Source organism: Moorella sp. E306M, from assembly GCF_006538385.1.
Taxonomy (GTDB): domain Bacteria; phylum Bacillota; class DSM-521; order Neomoorellales; family Neomoorellaceae; genus Neomoorella.
In genome coordinates, this window is sequence record NZ_BJKO01000001.1 from 1,772,129 (window position 1) to 1,796,350 (window position 24,222).

The 24,222-nt window shown below is 53.8% G+C and carries 22 protein-coding genes and 1 riboswitch; of the genes, 10 read left to right on the forward strand and 12 right to left on the reverse strand.

Annotated elements, in window-relative coordinates; translation table 11 throughout:
* Window positions 1–30: 30 nt before the first annotated feature.
* On the forward strand, window positions 31–201 hold the full coding sequence (locus FLZ89_RS09245) for a DUF1540 domain-containing protein (RefSeq protein WP_141262799.1): 171 nt from the start codon (window positions 31–33) through the stop codon (window positions 199–201).
* A 72-nt stretch (window positions 202–273) separates the two neighbouring features.
* Here the strand turns inward: FLZ89_RS09245 and FLZ89_RS09250 are convergent, their stop codons facing one another.
* From FLZ89_RS09250 to FLZ89_RS09290, 9 genes are all read right to left on the reverse strand, one after another.
* Window positions 274–1,056 (reverse strand): ABC transporter ATP-binding protein, encoded by a 783-nt coding sequence (locus tag FLZ89_RS09250; protein ID WP_141262798.1) that lies wholly within the window; start codon window positions 1,054–1,056, stop codon window positions 274–276.
* A gap of 12 nt (window positions 1,057–1,068) precedes the next feature.
* Window positions 1,069–1,830: an ABC transporter permease gene (locus tag FLZ89_RS09255; protein ID WP_141304846.1), complete on the reverse strand. Its 762-nt coding sequence runs from the start codon at window positions 1,828–1,830 to the stop codon at window positions 1,069–1,071.
* Between the two features lies 1 nt (window position 1,831).
* Window positions 1,832–2,878 (reverse strand): ABC transporter substrate-binding protein, encoded by a 1,047-nt coding sequence (locus FLZ89_RS09260; protein ID WP_172613533.1) that lies wholly within the window; start codon window positions 2,876–2,878, stop codon window positions 1,832–1,834.
* Between the two features lie 23 nt (window positions 2,879–2,901).
* Window positions 2,902–4,869 carry an anaerobic carbon-monoxide dehydrogenase catalytic subunit gene (gene cooS / locus FLZ89_RS09265; protein ID WP_141304847.1) on the reverse strand — a complete coding sequence of 656 codons (1,968 nt, stop codon included), beginning with the start codon at window positions 4,867–4,869 and terminating at the stop codon, window positions 2,902–2,904.
* Window positions 4,870–4,896: 27 nt separating this feature from the next.
* Window positions 4,897–5,823: a cysteine synthase A gene (cysK, locus tag FLZ89_RS09270; protein ID WP_141304848.1), complete on the reverse strand. Its 927-nt coding sequence runs from the start codon at window positions 5,821–5,823 to the stop codon at window positions 4,897–4,899.
* Window positions 5,824–5,911: 88 nt separating this feature from the next.
* Window positions 5,912–7,051 carry a trans-sulfuration enzyme family protein gene (locus FLZ89_RS09275; RefSeq protein WP_141304849.1) on the reverse strand — a complete coding sequence of 380 codons (1,140 nt, stop codon included), beginning with the start codon at window positions 7,049–7,051 and terminating at the stop codon, window positions 5,912–5,914.
* A gap of 101 nt (window positions 7,052–7,152) precedes the next feature.
* Window positions 7,153–8,289, reverse strand: a complete 1,137-nt coding sequence (locus FLZ89_RS09280) for a trans-sulfuration enzyme family protein (RefSeq protein ID WP_141304850.1) — start codon at window positions 8,287–8,289, stop codon at window positions 7,153–7,155.
* Window positions 8,290–8,349: 60 nt separating this feature from the next.
* A riboswitch (SAM riboswitch) is annotated at window positions 8,350–8,458 on the reverse strand.
* Window positions 8,459–8,568: 110 nt separating this feature from the next.
* A complete protein-coding gene (locus tag FLZ89_RS09285; protein ID WP_141262791.1) occupies window positions 8,569–9,231 on the reverse strand; it encodes a methionine ABC transporter permease in 663 nt (220 codons plus the stop codon).
* Window positions 9,228–10,253, reverse strand: a complete 1,026-nt coding sequence (locus tag FLZ89_RS09290; protein WP_141262790.1) for a methionine ABC transporter ATP-binding protein — start codon at window positions 10,251–10,253, stop codon at window positions 9,228–9,230. The genes FLZ89_RS09285 and FLZ89_RS09290 overlap by 4 nt, the downstream gene beginning before the upstream one ends.
* 184 nt (window positions 10,254–10,437) lie before the next feature.
* Here FLZ89_RS09290 and FLZ89_RS09295 point away from each other — a divergent pair, with 184 nt between their 5' ends.
* The 7 genes from FLZ89_RS09295 (at window position 10,438) to FLZ89_RS09325 (ending at window position 17,420) form a co-directional block, all read left to right on the forward strand.
* Window positions 10,438–11,256, forward strand: a complete 819-nt coding sequence (locus FLZ89_RS09295; RefSeq protein WP_141304851.1) for a MetQ/NlpA family ABC transporter substrate-binding protein — start codon at window positions 10,438–10,440, stop codon at window positions 11,254–11,256.
* A 232-nt stretch (window positions 11,257–11,488) separates the two neighbouring features.
* Window positions 11,489–12,298 (forward strand): HesA/MoeB/ThiF family protein, encoded by an 810-nt coding sequence (locus tag FLZ89_RS09300; protein WP_141262788.1) that lies wholly within the window; start codon window positions 11,489–11,491, stop codon window positions 12,296–12,298.
* Between the two features lie 6 nt (window positions 12,299–12,304).
* Window positions 12,305–13,189 carry a 4Fe-4S binding protein gene (locus tag FLZ89_RS09305; protein WP_141262787.1) on the forward strand — a complete coding sequence of 295 codons (885 nt, stop codon included), beginning with the start codon at window positions 12,305–12,307 and terminating at the stop codon, window positions 13,187–13,189.
* A complete protein-coding gene (locus FLZ89_RS09310) occupies window positions 13,176–13,424 on the forward strand; it encodes a sulfurtransferase TusA family protein (RefSeq protein WP_071522708.1) in 249 nt (82 codons plus the stop codon). Before FLZ89_RS09305 ends, FLZ89_RS09310 begins: the two co-directional genes overlap by 14 nt.
* Window positions 13,421–13,621, forward strand: coding sequence for a sulfur carrier protein ThiS (gene thiS / locus FLZ89_RS09315; RefSeq protein ID WP_071522709.1), 201 nt, complete (start codon window positions 13,421–13,423; stop codon window positions 13,619–13,621). Before FLZ89_RS09310 ends, thiS begins: the two co-directional genes overlap by 4 nt.
* 49 nt (window positions 13,622–13,670) lie before the next feature.
* Window positions 13,671–14,861 (forward strand): M20 metallopeptidase family protein, encoded by a 1,191-nt coding sequence (locus tag FLZ89_RS09320; protein WP_141262786.1) that lies wholly within the window; start codon window positions 13,671–13,673, stop codon window positions 14,859–14,861.
* 690 nt (window positions 14,862–15,551) lie between these two features.
* Window positions 15,552–17,420: a hypothetical protein gene (locus tag FLZ89_RS09325; RefSeq protein WP_141304852.1), complete on the forward strand. Its 1,869-nt coding sequence runs from the start codon at window positions 15,552–15,554 to the stop codon at window positions 17,418–17,420.
* 101 nt (window positions 17,421–17,521) lie between these two features.
* Here the strand turns inward: FLZ89_RS09325 and FLZ89_RS16410 are convergent, their stop codons facing one another.
* Window positions 17,522–18,601 (reverse strand): murein hydrolase activator EnvC family protein, encoded by a 1,080-nt coding sequence (locus FLZ89_RS16410; RefSeq protein ID WP_277997557.1) that lies wholly within the window; start codon window positions 18,599–18,601, stop codon window positions 17,522–17,524.
* A 144-nt stretch (window positions 18,602–18,745) separates the two neighbouring features.
* The gene (locus FLZ89_RS09335; RefSeq protein ID WP_172613535.1) at window positions 18,746–19,006 is read right to left on the reverse strand and encodes a DUF2933 domain-containing protein; all 261 of its coding nucleotides are present in this window, start codon (window positions 19,004–19,006) and stop codon (window positions 18,746–18,748) included.
* Between the two features lie 318 nt (window positions 19,007–19,324).
* Here FLZ89_RS09335 and FLZ89_RS09340 point away from each other — a divergent pair, with 318 nt between their 5' ends.
* Together FLZ89_RS09340 and FLZ89_RS09345 are read left to right on the forward strand one after the other, a co-directional pair.
* Window positions 19,325–20,449, forward strand: coding sequence for a mechanosensitive ion channel family protein (locus tag FLZ89_RS09340; protein ID WP_216363870.1), 1,125 nt, complete (start codon window positions 19,325–19,327; stop codon window positions 20,447–20,449).
* A 205-nt stretch (window positions 20,450–20,654) separates the two neighbouring features.
* The gene (locus FLZ89_RS09345; protein WP_141305313.1) at window positions 20,655–21,911 is read left to right on the forward strand and encodes a double-cubane-cluster-containing anaerobic reductase; all 1,257 of its coding nucleotides are present in this window, start codon (window positions 20,655–20,657) and stop codon (window positions 21,909–21,911) included.
* Window positions 21,912–22,033: 122 nt separating this feature from the next.
* Here the strand turns inward: FLZ89_RS09345 and FLZ89_RS09350 are convergent, their stop codons facing one another.
* A complete protein-coding gene (locus FLZ89_RS09350) occupies window positions 22,034–24,169 on the reverse strand; it encodes a heavy metal translocating P-type ATPase (RefSeq protein ID WP_141304855.1) in 2,136 nt (711 codons plus the stop codon).
* Window positions 24,170–24,222 lie beyond the last annotated feature (53 nt).

The window sequence follows — 24,222 nt, forward strand, 5'->3', positions numbered from 1 at the left end:
ATTCTATCTCTAGCGGAGGAGGTGATAGTAGTGCCCCGTATCAAGTGCTCGGTAGACGATTGCCTTTACCAGGAAGGAAGCGAGTGCAAGGCCTCCAGTATCCAGGTTCGCCCGACAGCTATGGATCACATGATTACTGTATCCGACGATACGGCATGTGGAACTTTTGTCCCCCGACATACTATTACCATGAAAAAGTAAGAGTTAAAGGCTCCGCCACCAGGGACGGAGCCTTTAATCTTAAAGTGCACCGGTATACCACATTACAGGCGTTCAGATATAGTATTCCAATTCTTCCTTGTGTTTCATCTGGAAGGCAGTGAAGATCTGGTCCCGCAGGTCAGCAAAATCTGAGCGGCTGCGATCCCGGGGCCGGCTGATATCAACAGGGATTATATTTTTAATCCGGCCCGGGTGGGCGGTAAAAAGTACTACCCGGTCCGCCAGGAAGACCGCCTCGTCAATATCGTGGGTGACGAAGACGATGGTCTTTTGTTTTTCCTGCCAGATACGCACCAGTTCCTCTTGCATTTGGATGCGGGTGATGGCATCCAGCGCGCCAAACGGTTCATCCATAAAAATAACATCGGGGTCTACCGCTAATGCTCTAGCGAGGGCTACCCGCTGCTGCATGCCCCCGGATAGCTGGTGCGGGTGGTGGTAAGCAAATGATTCCAGTTTTACCAGGCGAATATACTCCATAGCTGTGGCGCGCCGCTGGGGGGCGGGCACCCCTTTTACCTCCAGGCCGTATTCCACGTTGCCCAGCACCGTGCGCCATGGAAACAGGCCGTAGTTTTGAAAAATGGTGATGTAACGAGGGTTCGGTCCGGTTACCGGCCGCCCGTCAATCAGCACCTGACCCTGGTCGGACCGTTCAAACCCGGCCATGATGCTTAACAGGGTGCTTTTACCGCATCCGCTGGGACCCAGCAGGCAGAGAAATTCGCCGTCCTGCACCTGAAGTTGGATGTCAACCAGTACCGGACGGCGTTGCCCCTTACTGTCGGTGTAGGCCTTGTTTATATGCTGGACATCGATCTTTACTGCTGCCAAATCCCTTACCTCCTATCGCGCTGCGCCCCAGCGGCGGTGGGCCTTTCCCTCCAGCCAGGCAAACATCCGATCAATGGTGAGACCCAGCAGGCCGATAATTAGCATGGCGGCCACCACCAGCCCGGTTTCCATGCTGTTGCGGGCATCAATAATGAGAAAACCCAGTCCCGATCTAACCCCCATCATTTCCCCGGCTACCAGGAACACCCAGGCAGTACCCAGGGCGATGTGCAGTCCCATGGTAATGTAAGGGAAGGCGGCCGGAATGACAACCCGCCACAGGATGTGGCGCCCGGGGGCACCGAAGTTCTGGGCCACCTTCAGGTACACCGGGTCAACATTTTTGACCGCCGTTACAGTGCCCAGCAGGATGGGGTAGAAGGCGGCCATGAAAATGATGACCATAGCCGGCAGATCGCCGATACCGAACCACAGGGTGACCAGCGGCAACCAAGCGATGGGGGATATCGGTCGCAGCACCTGCACCAGCGGGTCAGTAGCAGCCCACAGCCGCCGCGACCAGCCCAGCAGGAGCCCCAGGGGCACACCTGTTGCCGCGGCGGCCAGATAGCCCCCGGAGAAACGGTACAGGCTGACACCGATATGTTCCCAAAGAGCACCGTTTTTGATTTGCTGGGACAGGCCCAGCACCACATCCGCCGGCCAGGGGAAAAGGTACCTGGGATAGATGCCGGACCAGGCCACTGCCTGCCAGATGATTATGGCGGCTGCCGGGCCGGCCAGCGGCAGCAAAAAGCGTTCGAGGCGTGTCAATCTACTTCACTCCTCCGGCGGCCTGCCGGGCAAACCGGTCGTTGACCAGCTCTTCCACTTTGATTTCAGATGGTAACAGGCGCCCCGGGTGACCGTCCCAGGGGATTTCCCGTAGGTTTTGCTGGATAAGATCCAGATCGGATACTGCCGGTAGCAAATTGTCGTAGTCGATCCACTCCAGGGATTGCTCCCAGGTCTCCTTGGATACGGGCATGTATTGCTGGGCAATGGCGATGGCGCCGGCTTTATTGGTCATGATGTAGCGGCCGGCTTCCACCAGGCGGCTTACCAGCTCCTGGACGGCGGCAGGATTATCCCGGGTCAGCCGGGGGTTGAGCACCAGCCCGCAGCAGGCCCAATCAGGGATAATGTCCTGGGCTCGTTTCAACACCCGCGCCTTTCCCGCCACCACCGACTGGGCGCCGAAGGGTTCAGCGACAATGTACGCTGCCACTTCCCCCCGGGCCAGGGCAGCTGGCATTTCCGGCGGGGCCATCTCTATCTTTTCCACGTCCTCATAAGCCAGGCCGGCCTTTTGGAGGGCTTGATGGAGGAGGATGTTGTGGCCGGACAGGCGGTGCGGGATGGCTACCTTTTTCCCTTTCAGGTCCTTAACCTCGCCAATGGACGGATCCGCTACCAGGACATCGCCGTTCCTGTGGCTTAACAGCACCACTTCGGTAGGAATACCTTTCCCTTTGCTCACCAGAGCCAGCTCCAGCATGGTGATGGCACCCTGAATCTGGCCGGAATTGAGGGCTTCGGTCAGGTCCGGCCAGGAGCCGAATTTGACCAATTCCAGTTGGAAATTTTGAAAACCGGCTTTATTCTGGGCCTCCGCTACTAAAAGTGGCAGGGAATGGGTAATGGGCAAGTAGCCTATTTTAATCGTCAGTTTTTGGCCCTGGGCCGTGTCCGGCTTGTTGCCTCCACACCCGGTCACCAGGCCGGCTACCAGTAATAATACCAGTAACAGGAGGATGATTTTTCTGCCTCCCATAATCTTCGCTCCGCTCCCTTCGTTCGTTGCAGCCGTTATATCCTCCAACTGCCGACCGGTTTATTGGCCGGTTACCGCCACCCCAGGCCCAGGCGCTGGCGACGAATTAACAATCGGATGGTCTGAGCAGCCAGCTTCGGGTAAGGCTCGGTATAAATCCGCGCCCCCACCTTTGCAAACAGGCCGTCACCGGCAAAAAAGTCGGCTACTTCGTTGCTACCGCGCTCATATTCATCGGGTGCCGCCCCCTCTTTGGGCCGCGGCTGGGGGACGGGGATAGGCCCGGGAAAGCCGATGACGTTGGATACCCCGTGGGCCAGGAAAGTAACCCCCTGCCCAACCGTCTTTTCGTTGCCGGGTTCCGGGCCGACGAAGACAAAGGGCATTTGTTTGACGGCTACACCAGCTGCTGCTGCCAGATCGATAAACAAGCGCAAAGTGCGAGTATTATCTACACACCCACCTACTGCCAGAACCGGCGGGATGCTCCTGGTACGGCATACTTCCTTGAGGCCGGCACCGGCCAGGTCTGCCGCCTCCGGGTCACAAAGTCCGGCATTTAAAAGAGCGTGAGAACAGCATCCGGTGGTGGTTACCAGGATGTCAGCCTCGATGAGGCGCCGGACCACCGTTACGTGATTATATTCATACGGGACCTTCGGGGTATTGCAGCCTACCACTGTAGCAATACCTTTAATTTTCCCTTCCCGCAGGAGGTTAAGCAAACCTGTAATACCGTCAAATGTATCGACGATGGCTTCGTAACTCCAGCCAACCATAGCTCTGCTAGTGACCCTGGGGATACGAATTTTACTGCGGTCCCGGCGGGCAAAAGCTTCTACCGCCAGCCGCGCAACTTTTAGGGCATCTTCCTCCAGAGTTTCCGGCCGCTCCGCGTCAAAGGGAATGTGCACCGCCCCGGGGATGCGGTTGGAGTTGCAGGTGGTGATCACCTGGGTGCCGAAGCAGTCGGCGATGATCTTCATGCCGGGAATAACGCATTGCATGTCCACCACCACCGCATCCACCGCCCCGGTGCCCAGGGCCAGTTCCTGGCCCATAATATTGGTTACGGTGGGGATGCCGTAGCGTGCCAGCAATTCGTCGCCGGTGCAGCACATGCCGCCAATCACGATGCCTTTGGCCCCCAGGCTCTTAGCCAAACTCTGGATTTCCGGGGTGGCTATTTTCTCCAAGATTTTTTCCACCATCACGGGGGAGTGGCCGTGCACCAAGATGTTAACGTGGTCTTCCCGCAGGATGCCGTAATTCACCGTGGCCAGTTTGGGCCGGGGGATGCCGAACAGCATCTCGGTGGCCAGAGAGCTGCCGAACAGGGTGCTGTAGCAGTATGCCAGGGCGGAGCGGAGTTCCTGTTCCGCCAGTGACATCCAATCACTGGTACCGCCCAGGGTGGTCATGTGCAGGGTTTCCATGATCTCATAGGCGGCCGAACGCGGCAGCACGCCGAGGGTTCGCCAGGTCTCCAGCCTTTCCGCCGGGGCGTAGGCTTCCAGGGTGCGCAAGGGGCCCATGGTCATCCGGCCCAGGTCGTCCAGCAGCACCTGGGCCACCTCACGGGCTACTTCCTCCGGCTTTCGCCCTTGTGTTTGAAGCCCCAGCCGCCGGGCCAGGTCCCACACCCGTTCTTCCCCTTTGAGGGGGAGGTGGGCCTTACCCTCCGCCGCCGCCATCACCGCCAGGATAACTTCATGGGCGTGCCGGCCGTGTGCCGCCATGCCGGCCACCAGTGCCCGCACCAGGTTGGCCATAATGACGGTGCTCATATCCCGGCCGCAAATGCCCCGGGGGCGTTTGTCACTGAGCCGGCAGGGACCCCACTGGCACATGCGGCAGCAGAGTCCCCGAAGGCCGAAACCGCACATGGGCTGCTGGGCCTCATAACGGTCCAGCCAGGTTTCCACCCCCTGCTGGTGCAGGTGCTGCAGCAGGTCTTTGCTGGCCGGGTTGGGGGTCAGGTTCAGGACGTCTTCCCGGTCCGGCATTTCGGCATTTAATTGGGGATACTGGTACTTCATGGACAAGACCCTTTCTGCAAAGTTTATTTAAATGTCCTGGAATAGGGAGGTTGACAGGTAGCGCTCGCCGGTATCCGGCAGCACGGCCAGAATTCTCTTGCCGGCATTTTCCGGCCGGGCCGCGAGGCTCAGTGCCGCGTAACAGGCGGCCCCGGAAGAGATGCCCACCATCATTCCTTCTTCCCGGGCCAGGCGCCGGGCTGTTTCAATGGCATCTTCATCGCTGACCTGGATGATTTCGTCGAAAACCTCGATATTCAAAACCTCCGGTACGAAACCGGCTCCGATGCCCTGAATCTTGTGTGGTCCGGCCATACCTCCGGAAAGGACCGGCGAGGCGGCCGGTTCCACCGCCACCACCCGCAACCCGGGAATGCGCTCCTTTAATACTTCACCGGCACCGGTAATGGTACCGCCGGTCCCTACCCCGCAGACCAGGACATCCAGCCGGCCGCCGGTATCGGCGTAAATTTCTTCTGCCGTAGTGCGGCGGTGGACAGCCGGGTTGGCCGGGTTTTCAAACTGCTGGGGGATAAAAGCCTTGGGATATTTGGCTGCCAGTTCTTCCGCCCGGCGGATGGCACCTTTCATGCCTTCTGCCCCCGGTGTAAGTACCAGCTCGGCGCCGTATCCCTTTAGAAGCTTGCGCCGCTCCAGGCTCATGGTCTCCGGCATGGTGAGGATTAGCTTGTACCCTTTGGCGGCCGCTACCATGGCTAGGCCAATCCCCGTATTGCCGCTGGTCGGTTCGATAATAACCGTCTCCTTATCCAGGAGTCCCCTCGCTTCGGCGTCTTCGATCATGGCCAGGGCAATCCGGTCTTTGACGCTGCCACCGGGGTTAAACAGTTCCAGTTTCACCAGCACTTCTGCCGCCGTTTGGTTAATGCGGTTGAGCCTGACCAGCGGCGTTCCTCCGATGAGGTCGATTATGTTCTGGTAAATGCGCTCCATGAAAATCCTCTCCTTAGATAAGTATTTTTCCAATCAAAATACACGGAATTAATGTCATAGTAATTTTATCATTTTAATATACTTTAGATCAAGGGGATTTTAACGCCTGCTCCAGGTCGGCCTGAAGATCCGCGGCATCCTCCAGGCCTACCGACAGGCGTACCAGGTCAGGGGTAATCCCCAGGCGCTTTTTAAATTCTTCCGGGAGGCTACCATGGGACATGGTAGCAGGCAGAGAAATGATGCTCTCTACTGCGCCCAGGCTGGAGCCGATGATCGGCAGGCGCACCTTATTGATTACCTGGCGGGCCAGCTCTGAAGTTGACAGGCGGAAGGAGAATACACCTCCGGCGCCAAGGGCCTGCCGGAAATGAACCTCCCGGCCAGGATGGCCTTCCAGGCCAGGATAATAAACGGCCTTTACTTGCGGGTGCCCGGCCAGCCATGTTGCCAGGGCCGTGGCGGTTTGCTCCTGCTGGGCCAGGCGTACTTTTAAGGTCTTAATACCGCGCAGGATTAGCCAGCATTCGTGGGGTGCCAGCACTGCTCCCAGGGTGTTCTGGAGCAAAGCCAGTTCCCGGGCAAGACCAGCATCCCTGGTGACTGTTAGGCCGGCCAGGCAGTCGCTGTGCCCGCCCAGGTATTTGGTAGCGCTGTGGACCACCACGTCAATTCCCAGTTCCAGGGGTCGCTGCAGGTAAGGCGTCATAAAGGTGTTGTCAGCTATGGTTATGAGCCCGTGCTCCCTGGCCAGGGCGGCGGCCCGGGCCAGATCGGTAATTTTCATCAGCGGATTGGAAGGGGTTTCGAGGTAAAGCCCTTTGGTAGAAGGGCGGATCTGGGCAGCTGCCTTCTCCAGGTCCGTAGTATCGACAAAAGTAATTTCCAGGCCAAAGCGTTTGAAGACCCGTGTCAGGGCACGGTAGGTGCCGCCGTAGATATCCTGGGAGACAAGGAGGTGGTCGCCGGCGGAAAAGAGGCTTAAGGCTGCCGTGATGGCCGCCATGCCGGAAGCAAAAGCAAAGCCGTAATTACCTCCTTCGAGATCGGCGATGGCTTCTTCCAGGGCCCGCCGGGTAGGATTGCCGGAACGGGTGTATTCGTATTCGCCCGGTTGCTCAAGACTCTCCTGGGCAAATACCACGCTCTGGTGGATGGGGATACTCACCCCCCCGGTGGCAGAATCCATAGATAAGCGGTGATGGACCAGTCGCGTTCCCCTCTGCATACTTTGTTTACCCCTCTTCTTTAAAGTCCTTGCTTACCTGGCGTTGATTGCCAACCGCCGCCCAGGGTAAAAAGGATTTCCTTTTCGTCCTGGCCGGCGGATTAACAGGCAAGGGCCTGCTCCAGGTCGGCCTTGAGATCGTTTAAATCTTCCAGTCCCACTGACAAACGTAATAAACGATCATTGATGCCCAGTTTAAGACGCATCTCACTAGGGATTTCGGCATGGGTCTGGCGCTCCGGAAAAGTGATCAGGCTTTCTACCCCGCCCAGGCTTTCCGCAAAGGAAATAATTTTTAAGCGGTGTAAAATCTGCTCGACCAGTTCGGCATGCTTGACCTCAAAGGAAAGCATGGCCCCAAACCCGCTGGCCTGTTTCTTACAGATTTCGTGACCGGGATGATCGGGTAGACCCGGATAATAAACCCTGGTCACCAGGGGGTGTTCGGACAGCCACCGGGCCAGCTCTAAAGTGCTGGCCTGAGCCCGCTCCAGGCGTACGGCCAGGGTTTTCAAGCCCCGGATTACCAGCCAGCAATCCTGGGGACCGGGAATCGCACCGATGGTATTTTGGATAAAGGCCAGCTTTTCGCCGAGGTCCTCCCGGGCGGTTATCGCTATCCCCATAACTACATCATTGTGGCCGCCTAAATATTTGGTGGCGCTGTGGACCACCAGGTCCGCTCCCAGTTCCAGGGGTCGCTGCAGGTAAGGGGTCATAAAAGTATTATCCACAATAGTCAGCAGGCCCCGCTGGCGGGCCAGGGCGACAACGGCGGCAATGTCGGTGATTTTCATTAAGGGATTGGTAGGGGTCTCCAGGAAGATGCCCTTCGTATTGTTTTTAATAGAAGCAGCCAGGGCAGCCAGATCAGTGGTGTCTACAAGGGAAAATTCCAGCCCCCAGGGAACCGCTACCTGGTTGAGCAGCCGGTAAGTACCGCCGTACAGATCTTCAGAGACTAGCAGGTGGTCGCCGGGCCGGAAAAGGCAGAGAACGGCGGTAATGGCGGCCATGCCGGAGGCAAAGGCCAGGGCGCGGCAGCCTCCCTCCAGCCCGGCTATGCCTTCTTCCAGGACCTGGCGGGTAGGGTTGCCCGTCCGGCTGTAGTCAAAACCGGTACTTTGACCCAGGGCCGGGTGACGGAAGGTAGCAGACTGGTAGATAGGCGTACTGATAGCTCCTGTTTTACTATCATACCCCACTCCCAGCTGGACCAGCTCTGTAGCCAGACGCATTTTATCCAACTCCCCTCATGACAAAATAAAAGCCCTTCGCAGAAGAAGAGCTTTTTTCAACTCTCATCTGCCAGGAGAAATCCTGCAGGAATTGGCACCGTACCTGGGTTCTAACAGGCCGGTTGCCGGGCTTCATTGGGCCAGTCCCTCCGCCAGCTCTTGATAAGAGTTTCCGCATATTTATTTTTTAAGTTTTTCAATCGGTTTAGTTATATTTATTATATCCTCTATATCTCAAGCGTCAAGGGGAGCTTAGAGAAACTTTTTCCGATTTCGGGGTTAACGCCGGCTTAAACGGGCGACAATCCGGTCACCTACAACCTGAATGATCTGGACCATAATGATCAATAAAACGACGGTAATAACCATAACGTCATTTTGGTAGCGCTGAAAGCCGTACTGATAAGCAAGGGTACCCAGGCCGCCGCCGCCGACTACACCGGCCATGGCGGAATAGCCAATCAAGGTAATGGTAGTTAAAACAAAACCGGATACCAGGGAGGGTGTGGCTTCCGGAAGCATCACCCGGACGATAATTTGCCATGGAGACGCTCCCATAGATTGGGCCGCCTCAATGACTCCCCAGGGTATTTCCCGCAGGGAAGTTTCCACCAGGCGGGCGACAAAGGGTATAGCGCCGACAGACAGGGGGACGATAGATGCCGTTGTACCGATAAAGGTACCAACGACCAGCCGGGTAAAGGGTATTATGGCGATTAATAAAATGATAAAAGGGAAAGAACGGCCGATATTGATTACCGTGCCCAGGATACTGTTGATTAAGGGACTGGGTTTGATATGCTTTTCACTGGTGATAAGCAAGATAACGCCCAGGGGGAGGCCAAAGAGATAAGCTATAAATACCGATACAAACACCATATAAAGGGTTTCCAGAGTTCCCATGGTTACCATGGGAATTATTTGGTCGAGCCAGTTACTCATGGTCTTTCTAACACCTCAATACTTAATTGTTTGCTCTGGAGGAAAGCGAGGGCCCTCTGCAGGGCCTCAGGCTGACCTGATAATTCCAGGGTCAGGGTACCAAAGGGGGTATCTTTAATATGGTCAATCTTACCGTAAAGGATGTTGGCCTGAACGTTGTACTCTTGAATCATGCGGGAGATGATGGGTTCACCGGCAGAGTGACCAATGAAAGAAAGCCGTACCAGCAGGCTCGTTCCGGTAGGTTTGTACCCTGCCAGCACCTGTTCCGGGACGGAGGTATCGAGGATACTCTTAATTAACTCCCTGGTAACAGGATGACGAGGAGCAGTAAAGATATCCAGTACGGAACCGGCTTCGACAATACGGCCCTGGTTAAGGACGGCCACCCGGTCGCATATTTCCTTAATTACCTGCATTTCATGGGTGATTATAATAATTGTTAGCCCCAGGTTTTTATTGATATCCCGGAGCAAACTCAGGATGGAGGCAGTCGTCTGGGGATCCAGGGCTGATGTCGGTTCGTCGCACAAAAGCAACCGGGGTTCGCTTGCTAAAGCCCGGGCAATTCCTACCCGCTGCTTTTGACCGCCCGACAGTTCCGCAGGATAATGCCCGGCCTTATCGCTCAACCCCACCAGTTCCAGGGAGCGTTTGACTTTCTCCTGGATAACCCGGCGCGGCTGGCCGGCAATTTCCAGGGGAAAGGCCACATTACCGGCGACGTTGCGGGCTGAGAACAGGTTGAATTGTTGGAAAATCATGCCTATCTGCTGGCGCGCCCGGCGGAGCTGCCTTTCAGAATAGGTAGTAAGATCCTGCCCGTCAATAATTACCCGGCCGGAGGTTGGCTTTTCCAGCATGTTGATACAGCGGACCAGGGTACTTTTTCCGGCCCCGCTACGCCCGATGATGCCAAAGATTTCCCCTTCGGCAATATCCAGGTTGATATTTTCCAGGGCCTGTATCAGTTTGCCATCTTTGGTTGTAAAAGTTTTACTAAGGTTTTCGATTTTAACCATAATATAACACCTGAAGGGGGTAATTAATAAAACACTCGTATCTTTCTTGTCGATGGTAACAAAGGGGTTGGTATAATGTCAATAAGATTGAATTCGGGAAAAAATTTTCCCTCCGAATCCCTTGACAAAAAAATCAAGTAAACCTATTATCTTAATAAGCTATTTCAAAGGGGGTTGATAGACTTTGAAAAAGATTGTTGTTCTGGCTCTCGTTTTATTAACACTGGGGGCAGTTTTAACAGGATGCGGCCAGCAACAGAAAGCATCCCCGGGGGAAGCGGCCAAAAAAGAAATTACTGTCGGTGCTACCGCTCGTCCCCATGCCGAAATCCTGGAAAGGATTAAACCGGTGTTGGCCCAAGAGGGAATCACCCTGAACATTAAAGTTTTTAATGATTATGCCCAGCTCAACCCGGCCCTGGCGGATAAGCAAATCGACGCCAATTTTTTCCAGCATATACCATACCTTGAGGATTACAACCAGAAAACAGGGAATAAACTAGTTTATATTGCCAAAGTACACATCGAACCCATGGGGATTTATTCCCAAAAAATTAAGGGTGCCGGCGAATTGACAAACGCCAGAACTATTGCCATTCCCAATGACGCCACCAACGGCGGCCGGGCTCTGATGTTACTGGCCAAGGCCGGGGTGATTAAGTTAAAGGAAGGCGCGGGCATTTTGGCAACCAAAAATGACATTGTCGAGAAACCCGCCGGGCTGACTATCAAGGAGTTGGACGCCGCCATGCTGCCGCGGGCCTTAACAGACGTCGACGCCGCGGTCATAAACGGCAACTATGCCCTGGAGGCTAACTTGAATCCAGTCAAGGATGCCCTCGTTCTCGAGGATAAAAGCTCTCCTTTTGCCAACGTCCTGGTGGTACGTCCCGAGGATAAAGACAATCCAGCTTTAAAGAAACTGGCAGAAGCGCTAAATACGCCCGAAGTCAAGAAGTTTTTAGAAGAACAATATCAGGGAGCAGTTATCCCGGCTTTTTAAGGCACCCTACGGGAAGGCCGGAGGCGGGTAATTTGAATTACAGCAAATCGGCAAAAAAGAAAGGCCCCTTTCCTGTAAAGGCAAAGGGGCCTCTTTATCCTTCCGGAACTGGGGCTCTCTCCCCGTCAGGGAAACATTTATGTAAACATAAAAATCGTCTTGACCACCCTGATGCTCCCTGATATAATCTAAAGAAAACCGATAAATTAAGTGTAGATTGGGGGGGCTAATAATGGTCTTAACCAACGAAGAAATAGAACGTTACAGCCGGCAGATTATTTTGCGCAACGTCGGCGGCCGGGGTCAGGAAAGGCTTAAAAGAGGCAAAGTATTGATCGTTGGAGCCGGCGGGTTGGGTTCCCCGGCAGCTTACTATCTGGCGGCTGCCGGTGTAGGTACAATCGGTATAGTTGACAGTGACGTAGTAGACATATCGAATTTACAGCGCCAGATCCTTCACAGTACTGAACGCCTGGGGCGGCCTAAAGTAGAATCGGCCCGCAAGACCTTGCTGGCCTTAAATCCTAACCTGACAATTAATACTTACCATTTACGTTTGGGTAAAGATAATATTCTAGACATCATCCGTGACTATGACGTGATTGTTGACGGCGTCGACAACTTTCCCACCCGTTATTTACTAAACGATGCCTGTGTCATGACCGGCAAGACCATGGTCGAGGGCGGGGTGCTGCAATGGGACGGGCTAGTCATGACCATCAAACCCGGACAGGGGCCGTGTTACCGCTGTATTTTTCCCGACCCGCCCCCGCCGGGAGCCGTACCTAGTTGCCAGGAAGCAGGGGTTATCGGTACAGTACCGGGACTTATCGGGGCAATCCAGGCCACGGAGGTAATCAAGATTTTACTTGGGGTTGGGGATACCCTGACCGGCCGGCTCCTGATTTACAATGCCCTGGAGATGCGCTTCCGGGAAGTTAAGGCCGAACGCAATAGTAATTGCCCTGTCTGCGGCGACAGCCCGCGCATTCGTGAACTGGAAGAGTATACCTTTGTCTGTGCCACAAAATGCGAAAGGTGAAACACCATGAACCTGGATTTTCATGAACTCAAAAAAGGCGGCTTTATCAAGCAGCAAGGCCGCGATCTTTTCCTGATGCGCCTGCGGACCATTGGCGGGTATTTAACCTCAAGGGATCTGGAGAATATCGCCAGGATTGCGGCTAAATATGGCCGGGGGGAGGTCCATTTGACCACCCGCCAGGGGGTGGAGATACCCGGGGTCAGGCTGGAGAAATACCAGGAGCTGATTGCCGAGATCAAGGCCTTGCACCTGCTTCCGGGGGCCTGCGGCCCGCGGGTACGATCGATTGTCGCTTGCCCGGGCAAGGAAATTTGTTCCAACGGGGTAGTTGATACCCGGGCTATTGCCGGCAAACTGGACCGGGCCTTTTTTGGCCGCGATGTCCCGGTAAAACTAAAAATTGCTGTAGCCGGGTGTTATAACGCCTGTACCAAACCCATGGAAAATGATATCGGTTTACGGGGTGTTGTTTACCCGGAATTGGCGGCCGAGCGCTGCAGCCTTTGCGGATTGTGCCAGTCCATCTGTCCGGGTGGTGCCATTAAAATAATTAATGATCGGGTAAGCATAGATAAGAAAAGATGCAACGGCGATGGTGCCTGTATAGCATCCTGCCCGAACAATGCCTGGGTAATGGCGGCTACAGGATTTGTAGTTTATGTTGGTGGAAAAATGGGCCGCAATCCTCAGCTGGGGTATAAAATGTTTGACCTGGTCCCGGAAGATGATATAGTCCCCTTGATTAATTCTATCCTGGCGGTTTATGAAGAGAAAAGGAAGGGACAGGAACGCCTGGGTGATGTTGTAAGGCGCCTGGGACCTGAAGTGTTTCGGGAATTAATCCCTTACCCCGGCCGGAAGGAGGTCGCTGCCGGTGGCGGAAATTAAAGCGACTAAACGACTGGATATTACCGGGGACTGCTGCCCCATAACCTTCGTTAAAACCAAGCTGGCCCTGGAGGAGATGCAGCCAGGGGAAATCCTGGAGGTTTTATTAACCGAAGGAGAGCCGTTAAGTAATGTGCCCCGGAGCCTGAAGGCAGAAGGCCATAAAATTCTCCAGGTAAAGAAAATCGCCGCCAATATTTATTCATTAATTGTTGAAAGGGGAGAGGATCAATGAAGATTATTTTAAACCGGCAGGAAAAAGAAGTCCAGGAAGGTATTAACGTAAGGGAATTAGTGGAGCAGCTTAATTTTGACCCCGTTGCCGTGGCGGTTGAGGTAAACGGGCGTTTGTTACTAAAAGAGGAGTATAGCAATCCCCTGCAAGAAGGTGATAAAGTAGAACTTGTCTTAAATATGGGCGGGGGAGTATAATGAAAAATGTAAATGCGCAAATCAATCGCGGAATCAAGGTGACCCCCTGTTGGTAGAAAGAGATTACTACCTGGCAGAAGCTGAAAACTTGAAACCGCAGCTGGTCGCCTGGCGGCGGCAGCTGCACCAGTACCCGGAACTGAGTTTTGAGGAAAAAGAAACAGCCGCCCTGGTGGCCGGGGTGTTAGAGCAACTGGGTTTGAAGGTCAGGACCGGTATCGGTGGTACCGGGATTATCGGAATCCTGCACGGGGCGCAAGAAGGCCCCGCCGTGGCCTTAAGGGCGGATATGGATGCCTTGCCCCTCCAGGAGGCTACGGGGGCGGAATATGCTTCCCGCTGCCCGGGCCGGATGCATGCCTGCGGCCATGATGCCCATATGGCCATCGTTTTAGGGGCGGCGACGCTGCTAGCAACCCACCGCCGGGAACTACCCGGCCCGGTGGTTTTCCTTTTTCAACCGGGGGAGGAATTACCCCCTGGCGGGGCTCGCCTGCTGATTGAAGCCGGAGCCCTGGCCGACCCGCCGGTCAAGGCTATCTTTGGCCTCCATGTAACTTCAGCCCTGCCGGCAGGTACGGTGGGCGTCAGATCGGGAGCTGCTATGGCCTCGGCCGATAACTTTACCATCAGGATCAAGGGGCGTACCAGCCACGGTGCTGCACCCCACCTGGGCGCGGATGCCATCGTCGCTGCCGCCCAAGCGATTCTGGCTTTACAGTCTATTGTCGCCCGCCGCATTGATCCGGTGCAGCCGGCTGTTCTGACCATCGGCACTATTAATGGTGGTGAGAAAGAAAATATTGTTGCTGGTGAGGTAACCATGACGGGCACTACCAGGGCCTTAAACCAGGTTACCAGGCAGCAGCTGGAAAAAGATATGCGGGAGATTTTGGCCGGGGTGGCCGCCGCCAGCGGGACGGAGATTGAACTTGATTATCTGCTGGGCTACCCGCCCCTAATAAACGATGCCAGGCTTACCGAACTGTTTCGCCGGGTAGCCGGAGAACTCCTGGGACCGGGAAAGGTATTCGAACTAGCAGCCCCTTCTATGGGTGCCGAGGATTTTGCCCGCTATGCCGAAAAGGTCCCGGCAGTATATTTTAACCTCGGGGCAGCCATCCCGGGAGAGCCTCCCTATCCCTGGCACCATCCCCGGTTTAATATCAACGAAGATTGCCTGCCCATTGGCAGTGCCCTGCTTTCCTGGCTGGCCTTCAAAGCCCTGGCCGATTTCTAACAGCTTACATCGGCCGCTGACACCCTGTACAAAAAGCGCAGCAACCTCGTGATGCGGTTGTTGCGCTTTTTGTTCATCCTGCGTTGTCACCCCCAGGCTACAGTCCTGAACACCCTTCAAACTTTCTCCTTTTTTTCTTCATGATGTCTTCACAGTTGAAAGCTAGAATGGAATGGAAATCATGTTAAGGGAACTGTAGTGAGAGGCGTTCACTCGAATAATAAAGAATTTATTAAGAAAAGAAATTGCACCTGATTTGGAAGCCAGGATAACCCCCTTGGCTTTCAACTGTTTTAACTTGAGTTTAAAGGGAGAGAAAAGATGCACAAGTTTATGAGGTTGGGAATTTCTTTATCGGCAGTGTTCGTGGTCTCAGGGGCTCTCTTTATGTACGAGGTTATCCTAACCCGGATATTCTCGGCGATAATGACCTACCATTTTGTCTTCATCGTTGCTTCGGTGGCCATTCTCGGTCTGGGTCTGGGGGCCATGGATATTTATAAAAAAGTGAAGGAATTTCCGCAAACGGATGGGCAACAAATATGGGACATAGGAATTCGATCCGTAGTTTTCTTGGGGTTTACGCTGCCGCTGCTCACGTTATTTTTTTACAAATTGCCCTTTCAACCCCTAAATTTCTTTGTTTACATTGCTTTAGCCGTACTCCCCTTCATACTGGGCGGTAGGTTTTTGTCTTGCTCGTTCAGTGTACTCAGCAAGTACTCTTACCTGCTGTATTTTGGCGATCTCGTTGGCGCCGGGCTGGCTGCCTTTGGCGTGGTTACGCTGTTGAACACTGTTAACCTCATCAGGTTGACAGTTTACCTTGGCGAAGCTATCTTATTGATTTACCTGTTGTTAAACCTTGCTATTATTAAAAAGCGCTCCCGGCGAAAGGTTTTGGCTGCTCTCGGCGGGGTTGCCCTCCTTGCCGTCCTGGCCGTATCCCCCCTACCTGAAGTACTGGCGAGGGATTTTTCCGCCTACAGGGGCATACCGAAGATGATCGGCCTTCTCAAACTCAACGGCGAGCAGCCGGTTGTTGAATATTCTTCGTGGGATGCTTTTGCCAGAACAGACGTAGTCGCCACTAAAGACCCGAACGAAAAATTGGTACTCATTGACGGCGGTGCTGCTGCTCCCATGGTACGCTTTGATGGCAACCTGGCAGGGGTCCAGCAACTGAAAAAAGAAGCCGGCTACCTCGCTTTTGTACCCGAAAAGCCGCGGCGCGTGTTAGTAATTGGCAGTGGAGGAGGCATTGACATTCTCCTTGCCCGCCTGGGGGGCAGTGAAGATATCACTGCCGTGGAGATTAATCCAGGCAGTGTCGCGGCTGCGCGTAAGTTCAGCGATTACAACGGGAGTATTTATGATTTGCCGGAAGTACGCACCTTTATCCAGAATGGCAGAACCTTTATAGATACTACCAGCGAACAGTTTGATGTAATCTATCTCTCGAAGGTCATGACCCAGGCCGCGGAAGGTACGGGATACGCCCTTTCCGAAAACTATATCTACACCCGCGAGGCCATACGTTCATACTTAAATCATCTAACACCTGGCGGCCGGCTGGCGTTCGTCCTGCACGGCCCTGATGATTTAAGCAAGGCGCTGGCAACGGTCATGGCTGTTTTAAAGGAAAGCGGGGTGGCAGATGAAGAAATAGCCAGGCAAGTCTTGATTGCCGGCACACCCGCGGAACATCATGACCAGGAAGTTAACTACCCGCTTCTCCTGGTTAAAAAGACACCATTTGCCCCGGATGAGCTGGCGGCCATCACTGCCCGGCTTAAGGAGGCGCAATTGCAGTTGGAGCAATTATTGCACTATGGGAAAGTTGGTAAGACGGCGGCAACCGTCGTCACCGATGACCGGCCCTTTTTCTATAATGTCGATAATACCATACCCTTCGAACTGTATATTCTCCTGGCCCTGGTCTTGCACCTGGGTTGGCGCTGGCTGAAGCATGCCACAGACGGCACCGTGAAGAATAAAAAATCATTACTGCTGTATTTTGGTGCACTAGGTGTGGGTTTCATGCTGCTTGAGATCGCCCTGGTGCAGAAATTCGTTTTGATCCTTGGTCATCCAACCCTTGCCTTTACAGTAGTTGCTGCTACCCTCCTCATCGGCGGTGGTCTGGGTAGTTTGCTCGGCCAGGTGGCCGCTGTTCAAAGAGTTTTAATGAGGCGAAGGTGGCTGCCGGCTTTTCTTGTGGCCGTGCTGGCTATACTGACCGGTGTTGCTGTACCCTGGATTTTTTCGACAGGCGCAGCTCTAGCGAACAGTAAAACAATCCTCACCGTCTTCACCCTTTTTCCTTTAAGCGTAACCCTGGGTTTACCATTCCCGACCGGCCTGCGTGCCTTAAGGGAGGAGGGAAGGGAGGATTTTGTACCGTTAGCCTGGGGCATAAATGGTTGGTTTTCTGTAATCGGGTCGATTATCGCCATGATGGTTGCCATTACCGCCGGCTTCCGAATGGTCCTTTTTGCCGGGGCGACAATATATGCGCTGCTTGCTTATCGCTGCCGCCGGGGATTAGTTGGTCTATAAAAGAAACGAACGACTGAACCCTGTTAAGCCAGGAGCCCTTAAATCCCGACTACTATTCGCCTTGTTATAATTATAGAAGTGATAGACGTGCAGAGTTTCGCTTAGTAATAATTCATGGGGTTTGTTGGCTCGCCGCGGAGTAAAACCATGTAATCGAGGTGGGGGCCTGTGCTCAGGCCTGTTGACCCGACCCGACCGATTACCTGACCCTTTTTCACTTCCTGGCCCTCTCGAACCAGGATTTCCGATAAATGGTTATACTGGGTTGATAACCCGCCGCCATGATCAATGACAATAAGATTACCAAAAGCGCCGCGATAGCCGGTGGCGATAACCTGGCCGTCCAAGGCGGCAATGACTTCCGTACCTGTAGGAGCCGGGATATCAACACCCATATGGAAACGCCTGGTCTTTAGCAAAGGATGGATGCGCCAACCGAAGGGGGAAGAAATCTGGGTATAACCCGGTAAGGGCCAGAGCATCCCCTTTGTTCCCTCCGGTGGTAGCTGGCGGTTGTTTTTGGCTTGGATACTCCGGATTTGAGCAGCTATTTCGCGTGCCAGAGATTCTTCTTCATCTAAAGCTTGAGCAACTCGCTTTTTTTCCTCCTCAATCTTGGCCAGGAGCCGACGCTGGCTTCCCTGGCGGGAAGCTAGCTGGACCCGCTGCTCATCCGCCTGCCGGCGGAGCATGGCAACCTTATCCCGCTCAGCTAACAGTTGGGTCTTTTTGGCGGCAATTTTTTCCCGTTCTATTTTAATTTCTTCGATCAGTTTCATATCACCCCGGGCAACCCTGGACAGCAGTTCCAGCCGCACCAGGAAGTCTTGCAGGCTAGTGGACTGGAGCAGTACCTCCAGGTAGTTGGCCTGGCCCGCAAGGTAGATATCCTTTAGTCGCGTGCGTAAAATCTGCGCACGTTTTTCCTGGGTTGCTTCCAGCTGTTTTAATTCACTGGTAACTTGTAAAATATTGCGCTGCGCTTCGGCCAGTTCCCCGTCAAGCTTGCGTATTTGTTGTTCTTTTTGCCGGATTTCTTGTTCTATTGCTTGTAATTGCTGGAGGAGGGCCTGTCCTTCATCGTTTTTCTCCTCTAAAATCCTTTTGTGCTCTTGAATATTTTGTTGTAACTGTTGTTGCTGCCTGTTCAATTGTTCCAGGGTCGCACCGTATGCGGGCATGGTACTTACAGCTAATATTAACATAAATAGAAGCAACTTAGCTCTATAACGCACAATACCACATCCATGCCAACCAAATTGTCTCTTAATATTGACAGGAGCGGCTTTTAACATGGCCGCTCTTCTCCTTATTTTTATTCTAGCTTATTCTATCTGGGTTTTTCCTGCTTGGGACTGATCGTCTTTGCTGGTAGCCTTTTGCTCCCCATGCTGACATTCACCATGATTATGACCGCGCATCATGAAAAGGTGCATCAGGGGACAAAGTAAGAATAACAACCACAACCAACCCCCACCTGCAGTGCCATCGCTTGCAGTTGCACCGCGGGTCAGTAAGAAAAATACAGCGACTATCATCAGGCCACAACCAAGAAGCATTAGCAAGCCGTGCCTTCTGTGATTCATTCCCATCTCTCCTCTTGGAAGTGAATAAGACATAAGTCTAGTCCCAGCATATTACCCTATGCGGGTATGTGTCAAGGCGGGTATGCGATCTTTCAGATTTTCTTCATATTTTCTTCATAATGTCTTCACAGCCGGTGTTGGCGGCCAGAGCCAGAAGAATGGGAGTATAAACGACAGCTAAAGCGATCGACAGAAGAGTATTTAGCGGGTAGACACGTCTCGGTACGTGAAAGGAAAGTACTTGAAAGGCGTATGCTATTCGAATACCATTATGTTAATAGCTTGCGCGTTCAGAGCAGGGGGGGGTAAACTTCAGCGGTGGAAAAAATCCTGTCGTTATGGAGCAAGGTGCGGATTCCCGATTTTTTAAACCAAATATATTTTAGGCCCCAGGGCTTCTTCTGGAACACTGCAGCAGCGATCATCGTCTTTCTGCTGTTTCTTGGCTTAAGAAATGTCTTTGCAAGACATCTGTATAGTACGATCCTTAGAATAACCCAGCGGACGGCTACTGACCTGGATGATCAAATGGTGAAGTCCCTGGAAAGGCCGTTGCAGAACTTCGTTGCGGCCCTCGGGATCTACCTGGCCTTGACCATACTACCCTTAAGCCAGGCTCAGCACCTCTGGGTCCTCAAAGTGTTCCGCTCTTACCTTATTATCCTCATCGCTTGGGTGCTCTATATTCTGTCTGGCCCGGATTCGGTCGTCTCCCGGGAGGTCAGGAAGAAGTTTGATATCAATAATATTTTAGTGCCCTTCTTGTCCAAAGCCATAAGGTTTATTGTGTGCGCCTTGGCCCTTATGGTCGTCGCTGTCGAATGGAATTATAACATCAATGGCCTTATAACAGGCCTGGGCCTGGGCGGACTGGCCTTTTCTCTGGCGGCCAAGGATACGTTGGCTAACATGTTTGGAGGTATGGTTATTTTTCTCGACAAACCCTTTACCATAGGAGATTGGATAAGTACTCCCAGCGTGGAGGGAACGGTGGAAGATATAACTTTTCGCAGTACGAAAATACGCACCTTTGCGCATGCTCTGGTCACGGTCCCCAACGCGACCCTGGCCAACGAGCCCATCACCAACTGGTCGCGGATGGGAAAACGCCGTATAACATTTCACCTGGGGGTTACTTACACTACCAGCCGGTCTAAACTGGAGAAGTGCGTTCAAGCTATAAGGGCCATGTTGGAAGAGCACCCAGGAATTCATAAAGAAACGATATTTGTCTATTTCGAGAGGTTTAATGAGAGCAGCCTGGACATCTTTCTCTACTTTTTTACCAATACGACCGACTGGAAGGAATATCTAAGCATACGGGAAGATGTAAACTTTAAAATCATGCAGATTTTGGAACAGGAAGGAGTTTCCGTGGCCTTCCCCAGCCGGAGCATATATATTGAGAAGGTCGACGGGCAATCGGAAAAAGCCGAAAAATAACCGCGCTTGCACCATGACAAATGGTAGGAAGCTTTATCTAAGGCTGCAGAGCTGCTTTCTAGAGACGGATATTACTTTACAACCGGCCCCAAATCATAACAAAATGGAATATATATTATAAAGGATATTCAAGATAAAAAGCGAAAATATACCAGGCAAAAATTACTTGGAGGAGCTGATCCCTTTGAGCGATGCTTGCCGGGAAATGTGGCGGGATTTAGGGCTGGACCTGGAAAGGCATGATGCTTTTTTAGCGGCATTGCCCGAAGCCTTTAGCGAGGTTTTTTTACAACAAGATAACCGGCCGGCGGGTATGGCCTATTTTGATAACCTTTTAGGCGAGGCCCATGGCAGGAGGGTCGAAGAAATTTTGGCCCATAAAAGAGCCGGGCGGCTGGTGGCCGGTACCTTTTGTGTTTTTGTGCCGGAAGAACTTATCTTTGCCGTCGATGGTGTTAGTGTGGGGCTCTGTGCGGGAACCCACTTTACCGTTCCTGCCGGGGAACAAATTTTACCGCGTAACCTGTGCCCCTTGATTAAGTCTCTGGTTGGCTTTAAACTGGAGCGGATTTGCCCTTACTTTCAGGTCGTCGATTTTCTTGTTGGCGAAACTACCTGTGATGGGAAAAAGAAGACCTGGGAAATTCTGAATGATTATGTTCCTACTTACGTAATGGAATTGCCCCAGCGTAAGGAAGCGGCCGACCTGGCCCTCTGGGAAGGGGAAATTTACCGATTTAAAGAAGAAATTGAACGACGGTCGGGACAAAAAATCGATAGCGAGAAATTAAATGTCGCTATCAAGAAGGCCAATGCCCGCCGTGCGGCCCTGCAGCGCCTGTATCAAGCCCGCCAGGCCGACCCGGCTCCTATCAGCGGAAAAGACGCCCTGCTGATTTCGCAACTGGCTTTCTTTGATGACCCGGAACGTTTTACTGCTCAAGTTAATGCCCTTTGCGAAGAACTTGAGGAAAGGATTGCCCGGGGTGAAGGTGTTACCAGTAAAGGAGCACCGCGCCTCCTGGTAACCGGGACACCTATGCCTTTACCTTACTGGAAGTTACACCACCTGGTAGAGAAGTCAGGGGCGGTGATTATCGGTGAAGAAACATGTACCGGCAGCCGTTATTTCGCCGGGATAGTGCCTGAAGACGGTGAAACCTTATCCCAGCAGGTAAAAAATTTGGCCCGGCGATTGCTGGGCATCAACTGTGCCTGCTTTACTCCCAATACGTCCCGGGTGGAGGACATCCTGCGCCTGGCCAGGGAAGGAAAGGCCGACGGGGTGATTTATTATTCCCTCCAGTTCTGCCAGACTTATGCCCTCGAAGCCCGGCAGGTAGAAAAAGCCCTCCGGGAAGCGGGGCTACCGGTTTTATGCCTGGAAAGTGATTTTAGTGAAAAAGACGCAGCCCAGCTGCAGACCCGGATTGAGGCTTTTTTGGAGATGGTTGCCTCTTAAAGGTGGTTTAATATGTTACGGAAATCCTGGTTGAAAACGCTCCTGCCTTCCGGGAGGGGCAGAGTACCTTTTTAGAACGGGGAAGGGAAGGCGCCCGGCCTTCCCTTCCCCGTTTCTGGCAACTATTTTTCCGGATGCAGCCGCAGGAGCCGCATGCCGTTCAGGGTTACCAGCAATGAGGCTCCCATATCGGCCAGAATGGCGAGCCAGAGGGTGAGCCACCCGGGGAACACGGCGGCCACAGCCATGGCCTTAATGGCCAGGGAAAAGCCGATGTTCTGCCGGATCACCCCGAGGGCCGCCCGGCTGAGGCGGATGGTGAAGGGTAACCTGGTCAGGTCATCGGCCATGAGGGCAATGTCCGCTGTTTCCAACGCTGTATCCGTCCCTGCCCCGCCCATGGCGATCCCAACCGTAGCCGTAGCCAGGGCCGGGGCATCATTAATACCATCACCTACCATGGCCACCTTGCCGTATTGCTGCAGCAGTTCCTGAACGGCTTTAACCTTGTCCTGGGGCAGCAGTTCAGCGCGAAATTCATCCACCCCGACCCGGCTCGCAATGGTGCGGGCTGTCGCCTCGTTATCCCCCGTCAGCATGACTGTGCGGCGGATGCCGGTTCGCTTCAAGGCGGCAATTGCCGTTGCACTTGTTTCCCGGACCTCATCGGCCACGGCGATGATTCCCAGAAAATCTTCAGCCGTGGCCACGACTATGGCTGTCTTGCCTTCCTCTTGCAGCAGGCGGATCCGGCCGGCCACCGCCTTGGTCTCCATACCCAGCTCAGTAAAAAGGCGAAGGTTACCTATATAGACGGTCCGGCCGCTCACGACCCCTCGCGCCCCGCGGCCGGTAAGGGCACTGAAATCCTCCGCAGGTTTTATTGCTAGCCCGCGGGCTTCCGCCGCCTTAACAACAGCTTGCGCCAGGGGGTGCTCGGAACGTGTCTCGAGGCTGGCGGCAATTTGGAGCAGTTCCTCCTCGGTCAGACGTCCCAGGGGAATAATGTCGGTAATGGTGGATTCGCCTTTTGTCAGGGTTCCGGTCTTGTCAAAAGCGACAGCAGTGAGGGCACCGGCCTGTTCCAGGTAGACCCCGCCCTTGATCAGGACCCCGTTGCGGGCGGCGTTACCAATGGCACTGACAATGGCTACCGGAGTCGATACCACCAGGGCGCAGGGACAAGCAACTACCAGCAGAGCCAGCCCCCGGTAGATCCATGGACTCCACGGGTAGCCCAGGAGCAGGGGCGGTACCAGGACAATGCCGGCGGCCAGGGCCAGAACAATGGGGGTATAAATGGCAGCGAAGCGTTCTACAAAGGCCTGGGATGGCGCCCGCCGGGCCTGCGCCTCTTCCACCAGGTGAATGATCCTGGCGATGGTGGTATCCCGGACCAGCTTGGTGACCTCGACCTCCAGGGAACCATGGGTGTTGAGGGTACCGGCATAAACTTCGGCCCCGGGGCCTTTTTCCACGGGTACGGCTTCACCCGTGATGGCGGCTTCGTTGACGGCCGACTCGCCTTTGATGATACGCCCGTCCATGGCGATCTTCTCGCCAGGGTGGACGATCATCACGTCACCCACCTGGATCTCTTCGACCGGGACTTCTATTTCTTCCCCCGCCTGGCGGCGGATTCTGGCCACCCTGGGGGCGATATCCATGAGCGCGCGGATAGACCGGCGCACCCGTTCCATAGTCCAGGACTCTAGCATCTCGGACACGGAATACAGGAAGGCCACAACGGCTCCTTCCTCCCATTCACCAATGGCCACGGCCCCGATAACGGCTATGGTCATCAGCACGCTCATATTAAAGTCCAGGCGCGGCAGGGAGTACCAGGCCTTGCGGGCGTTACCCCATCCGCCGGCTATTATAGCTATTAAGTATAGCGAGATGAATAAGGTAGCTGCTCCACCAGCCCGTTCTACGATATAGGCAGCCAGCAAGGCGCCGGCAGCGATCACCGTGCGCAACAATTCCCAATTAACCATGGGCCTGGCCGGTTTTACCTCGTCTTGCCTGGCGGGGAAGATAGCATAGTTTTCCTTCCTGCCTTCCCGCCGGATGGCTTCCAAATCGGCTGCGCCTTCAACAACTAGCTTACCGGTGGTAGCGTTTAAACTGGCCCTGGTTACACCAGGGAGCGCCGCGACATTTTTTTCAAACTTGGCGGCGCAATCCAGTCAAGTAATCCCTTCAACTCGGAAGTCTGCAGTCTTGCCGGGCCTACCCGGGCTTTCAGCCTGTGCCATTTGCTATCACCCTTCATGTGTACGGTCTTATGCGATGGGGGGTCATATGACAA

What these genes read in the sequence shown, in the direction of transcription:
- FLZ89_RS09300 (WP_141262788.1), top strand. Translation starts at nt 11,489, where the DNA reads ATGGTCTTAACCAACGAAGAAATAGAACGTTACAGCCGGCAGATTATT.
- FLZ89_RS09305 (WP_141262787.1), top strand. Translation starts at nt 12,305, where the DNA reads ATGAACCTGGATTTTCATGAACTCAAAAAAGGCGGCTTTATCAAGCAG.
- FLZ89_RS09345 (WP_141305313.1), top strand. Translation starts at nt 20,655, where the DNA reads ATGTGGCGGGATTTAGGGCTGGACCTGGAAAGGCATGATGCTTTTTTA.
- FLZ89_RS09280 (WP_141304850.1), bottom strand. Translation starts at nt 8,289, where the DNA reads ATGCGTCTGGCTACAGAGCTGGTCCAGCTGGGAGTGGGGTATGATAGT.
- cooS (WP_141304847.1), bottom strand. Translation starts at nt 4,869, where the DNA reads ATGAAGTACCAGTATCCCCAATTAAATGCCGAAATGCCGGACCGGGAA.
- FLZ89_RS09285 (WP_141262791.1), bottom strand. Translation starts at nt 9,231, where the DNA reads ATGAGTAACTGGCTCGACCAAATAATTCCCATGGTAACCATGGGAACT.
- FLZ89_RS09275 (WP_141304849.1), bottom strand. Translation starts at nt 7,051, where the DNA reads ATGCAGAGGGGAACGCGACTGGTCCATCACCGCTTATCTATGGATTCT.
- cysK (WP_141304848.1), bottom strand. Translation starts at nt 5,823, where the DNA reads ATGGAGCGCATTTACCAGAACATAATCGACCTCATCGGAGGAACGCCG.
- FLZ89_RS16410 (WP_277997557.1), bottom strand. Translation starts at nt 18,601, where the DNA reads ATGCCCGCATACGGTGCGACCCTGGAACAATTGAACAGGCAGCAACAA.
- FLZ89_RS09290 (WP_141262790.1), bottom strand. Translation starts at nt 10,253, where the DNA reads ATGGTTAAAATCGAAAACCTTAGTAAAACTTTTACAACCAAAGATGGC.
- thiS (WP_071522709.1), top strand. Translation starts at nt 13,421, where the DNA reads ATGAAGATTATTTTAAACCGGCAGGAAAAAGAAGTCCAGGAAGGTATT.
- FLZ89_RS09335 (WP_172613535.1), bottom strand. Translation starts at nt 19,006, where the DNA reads ATGAATCACAGAAGGCACGGCTTGCTAATGCTTCTTGGTTGTGGCCTG.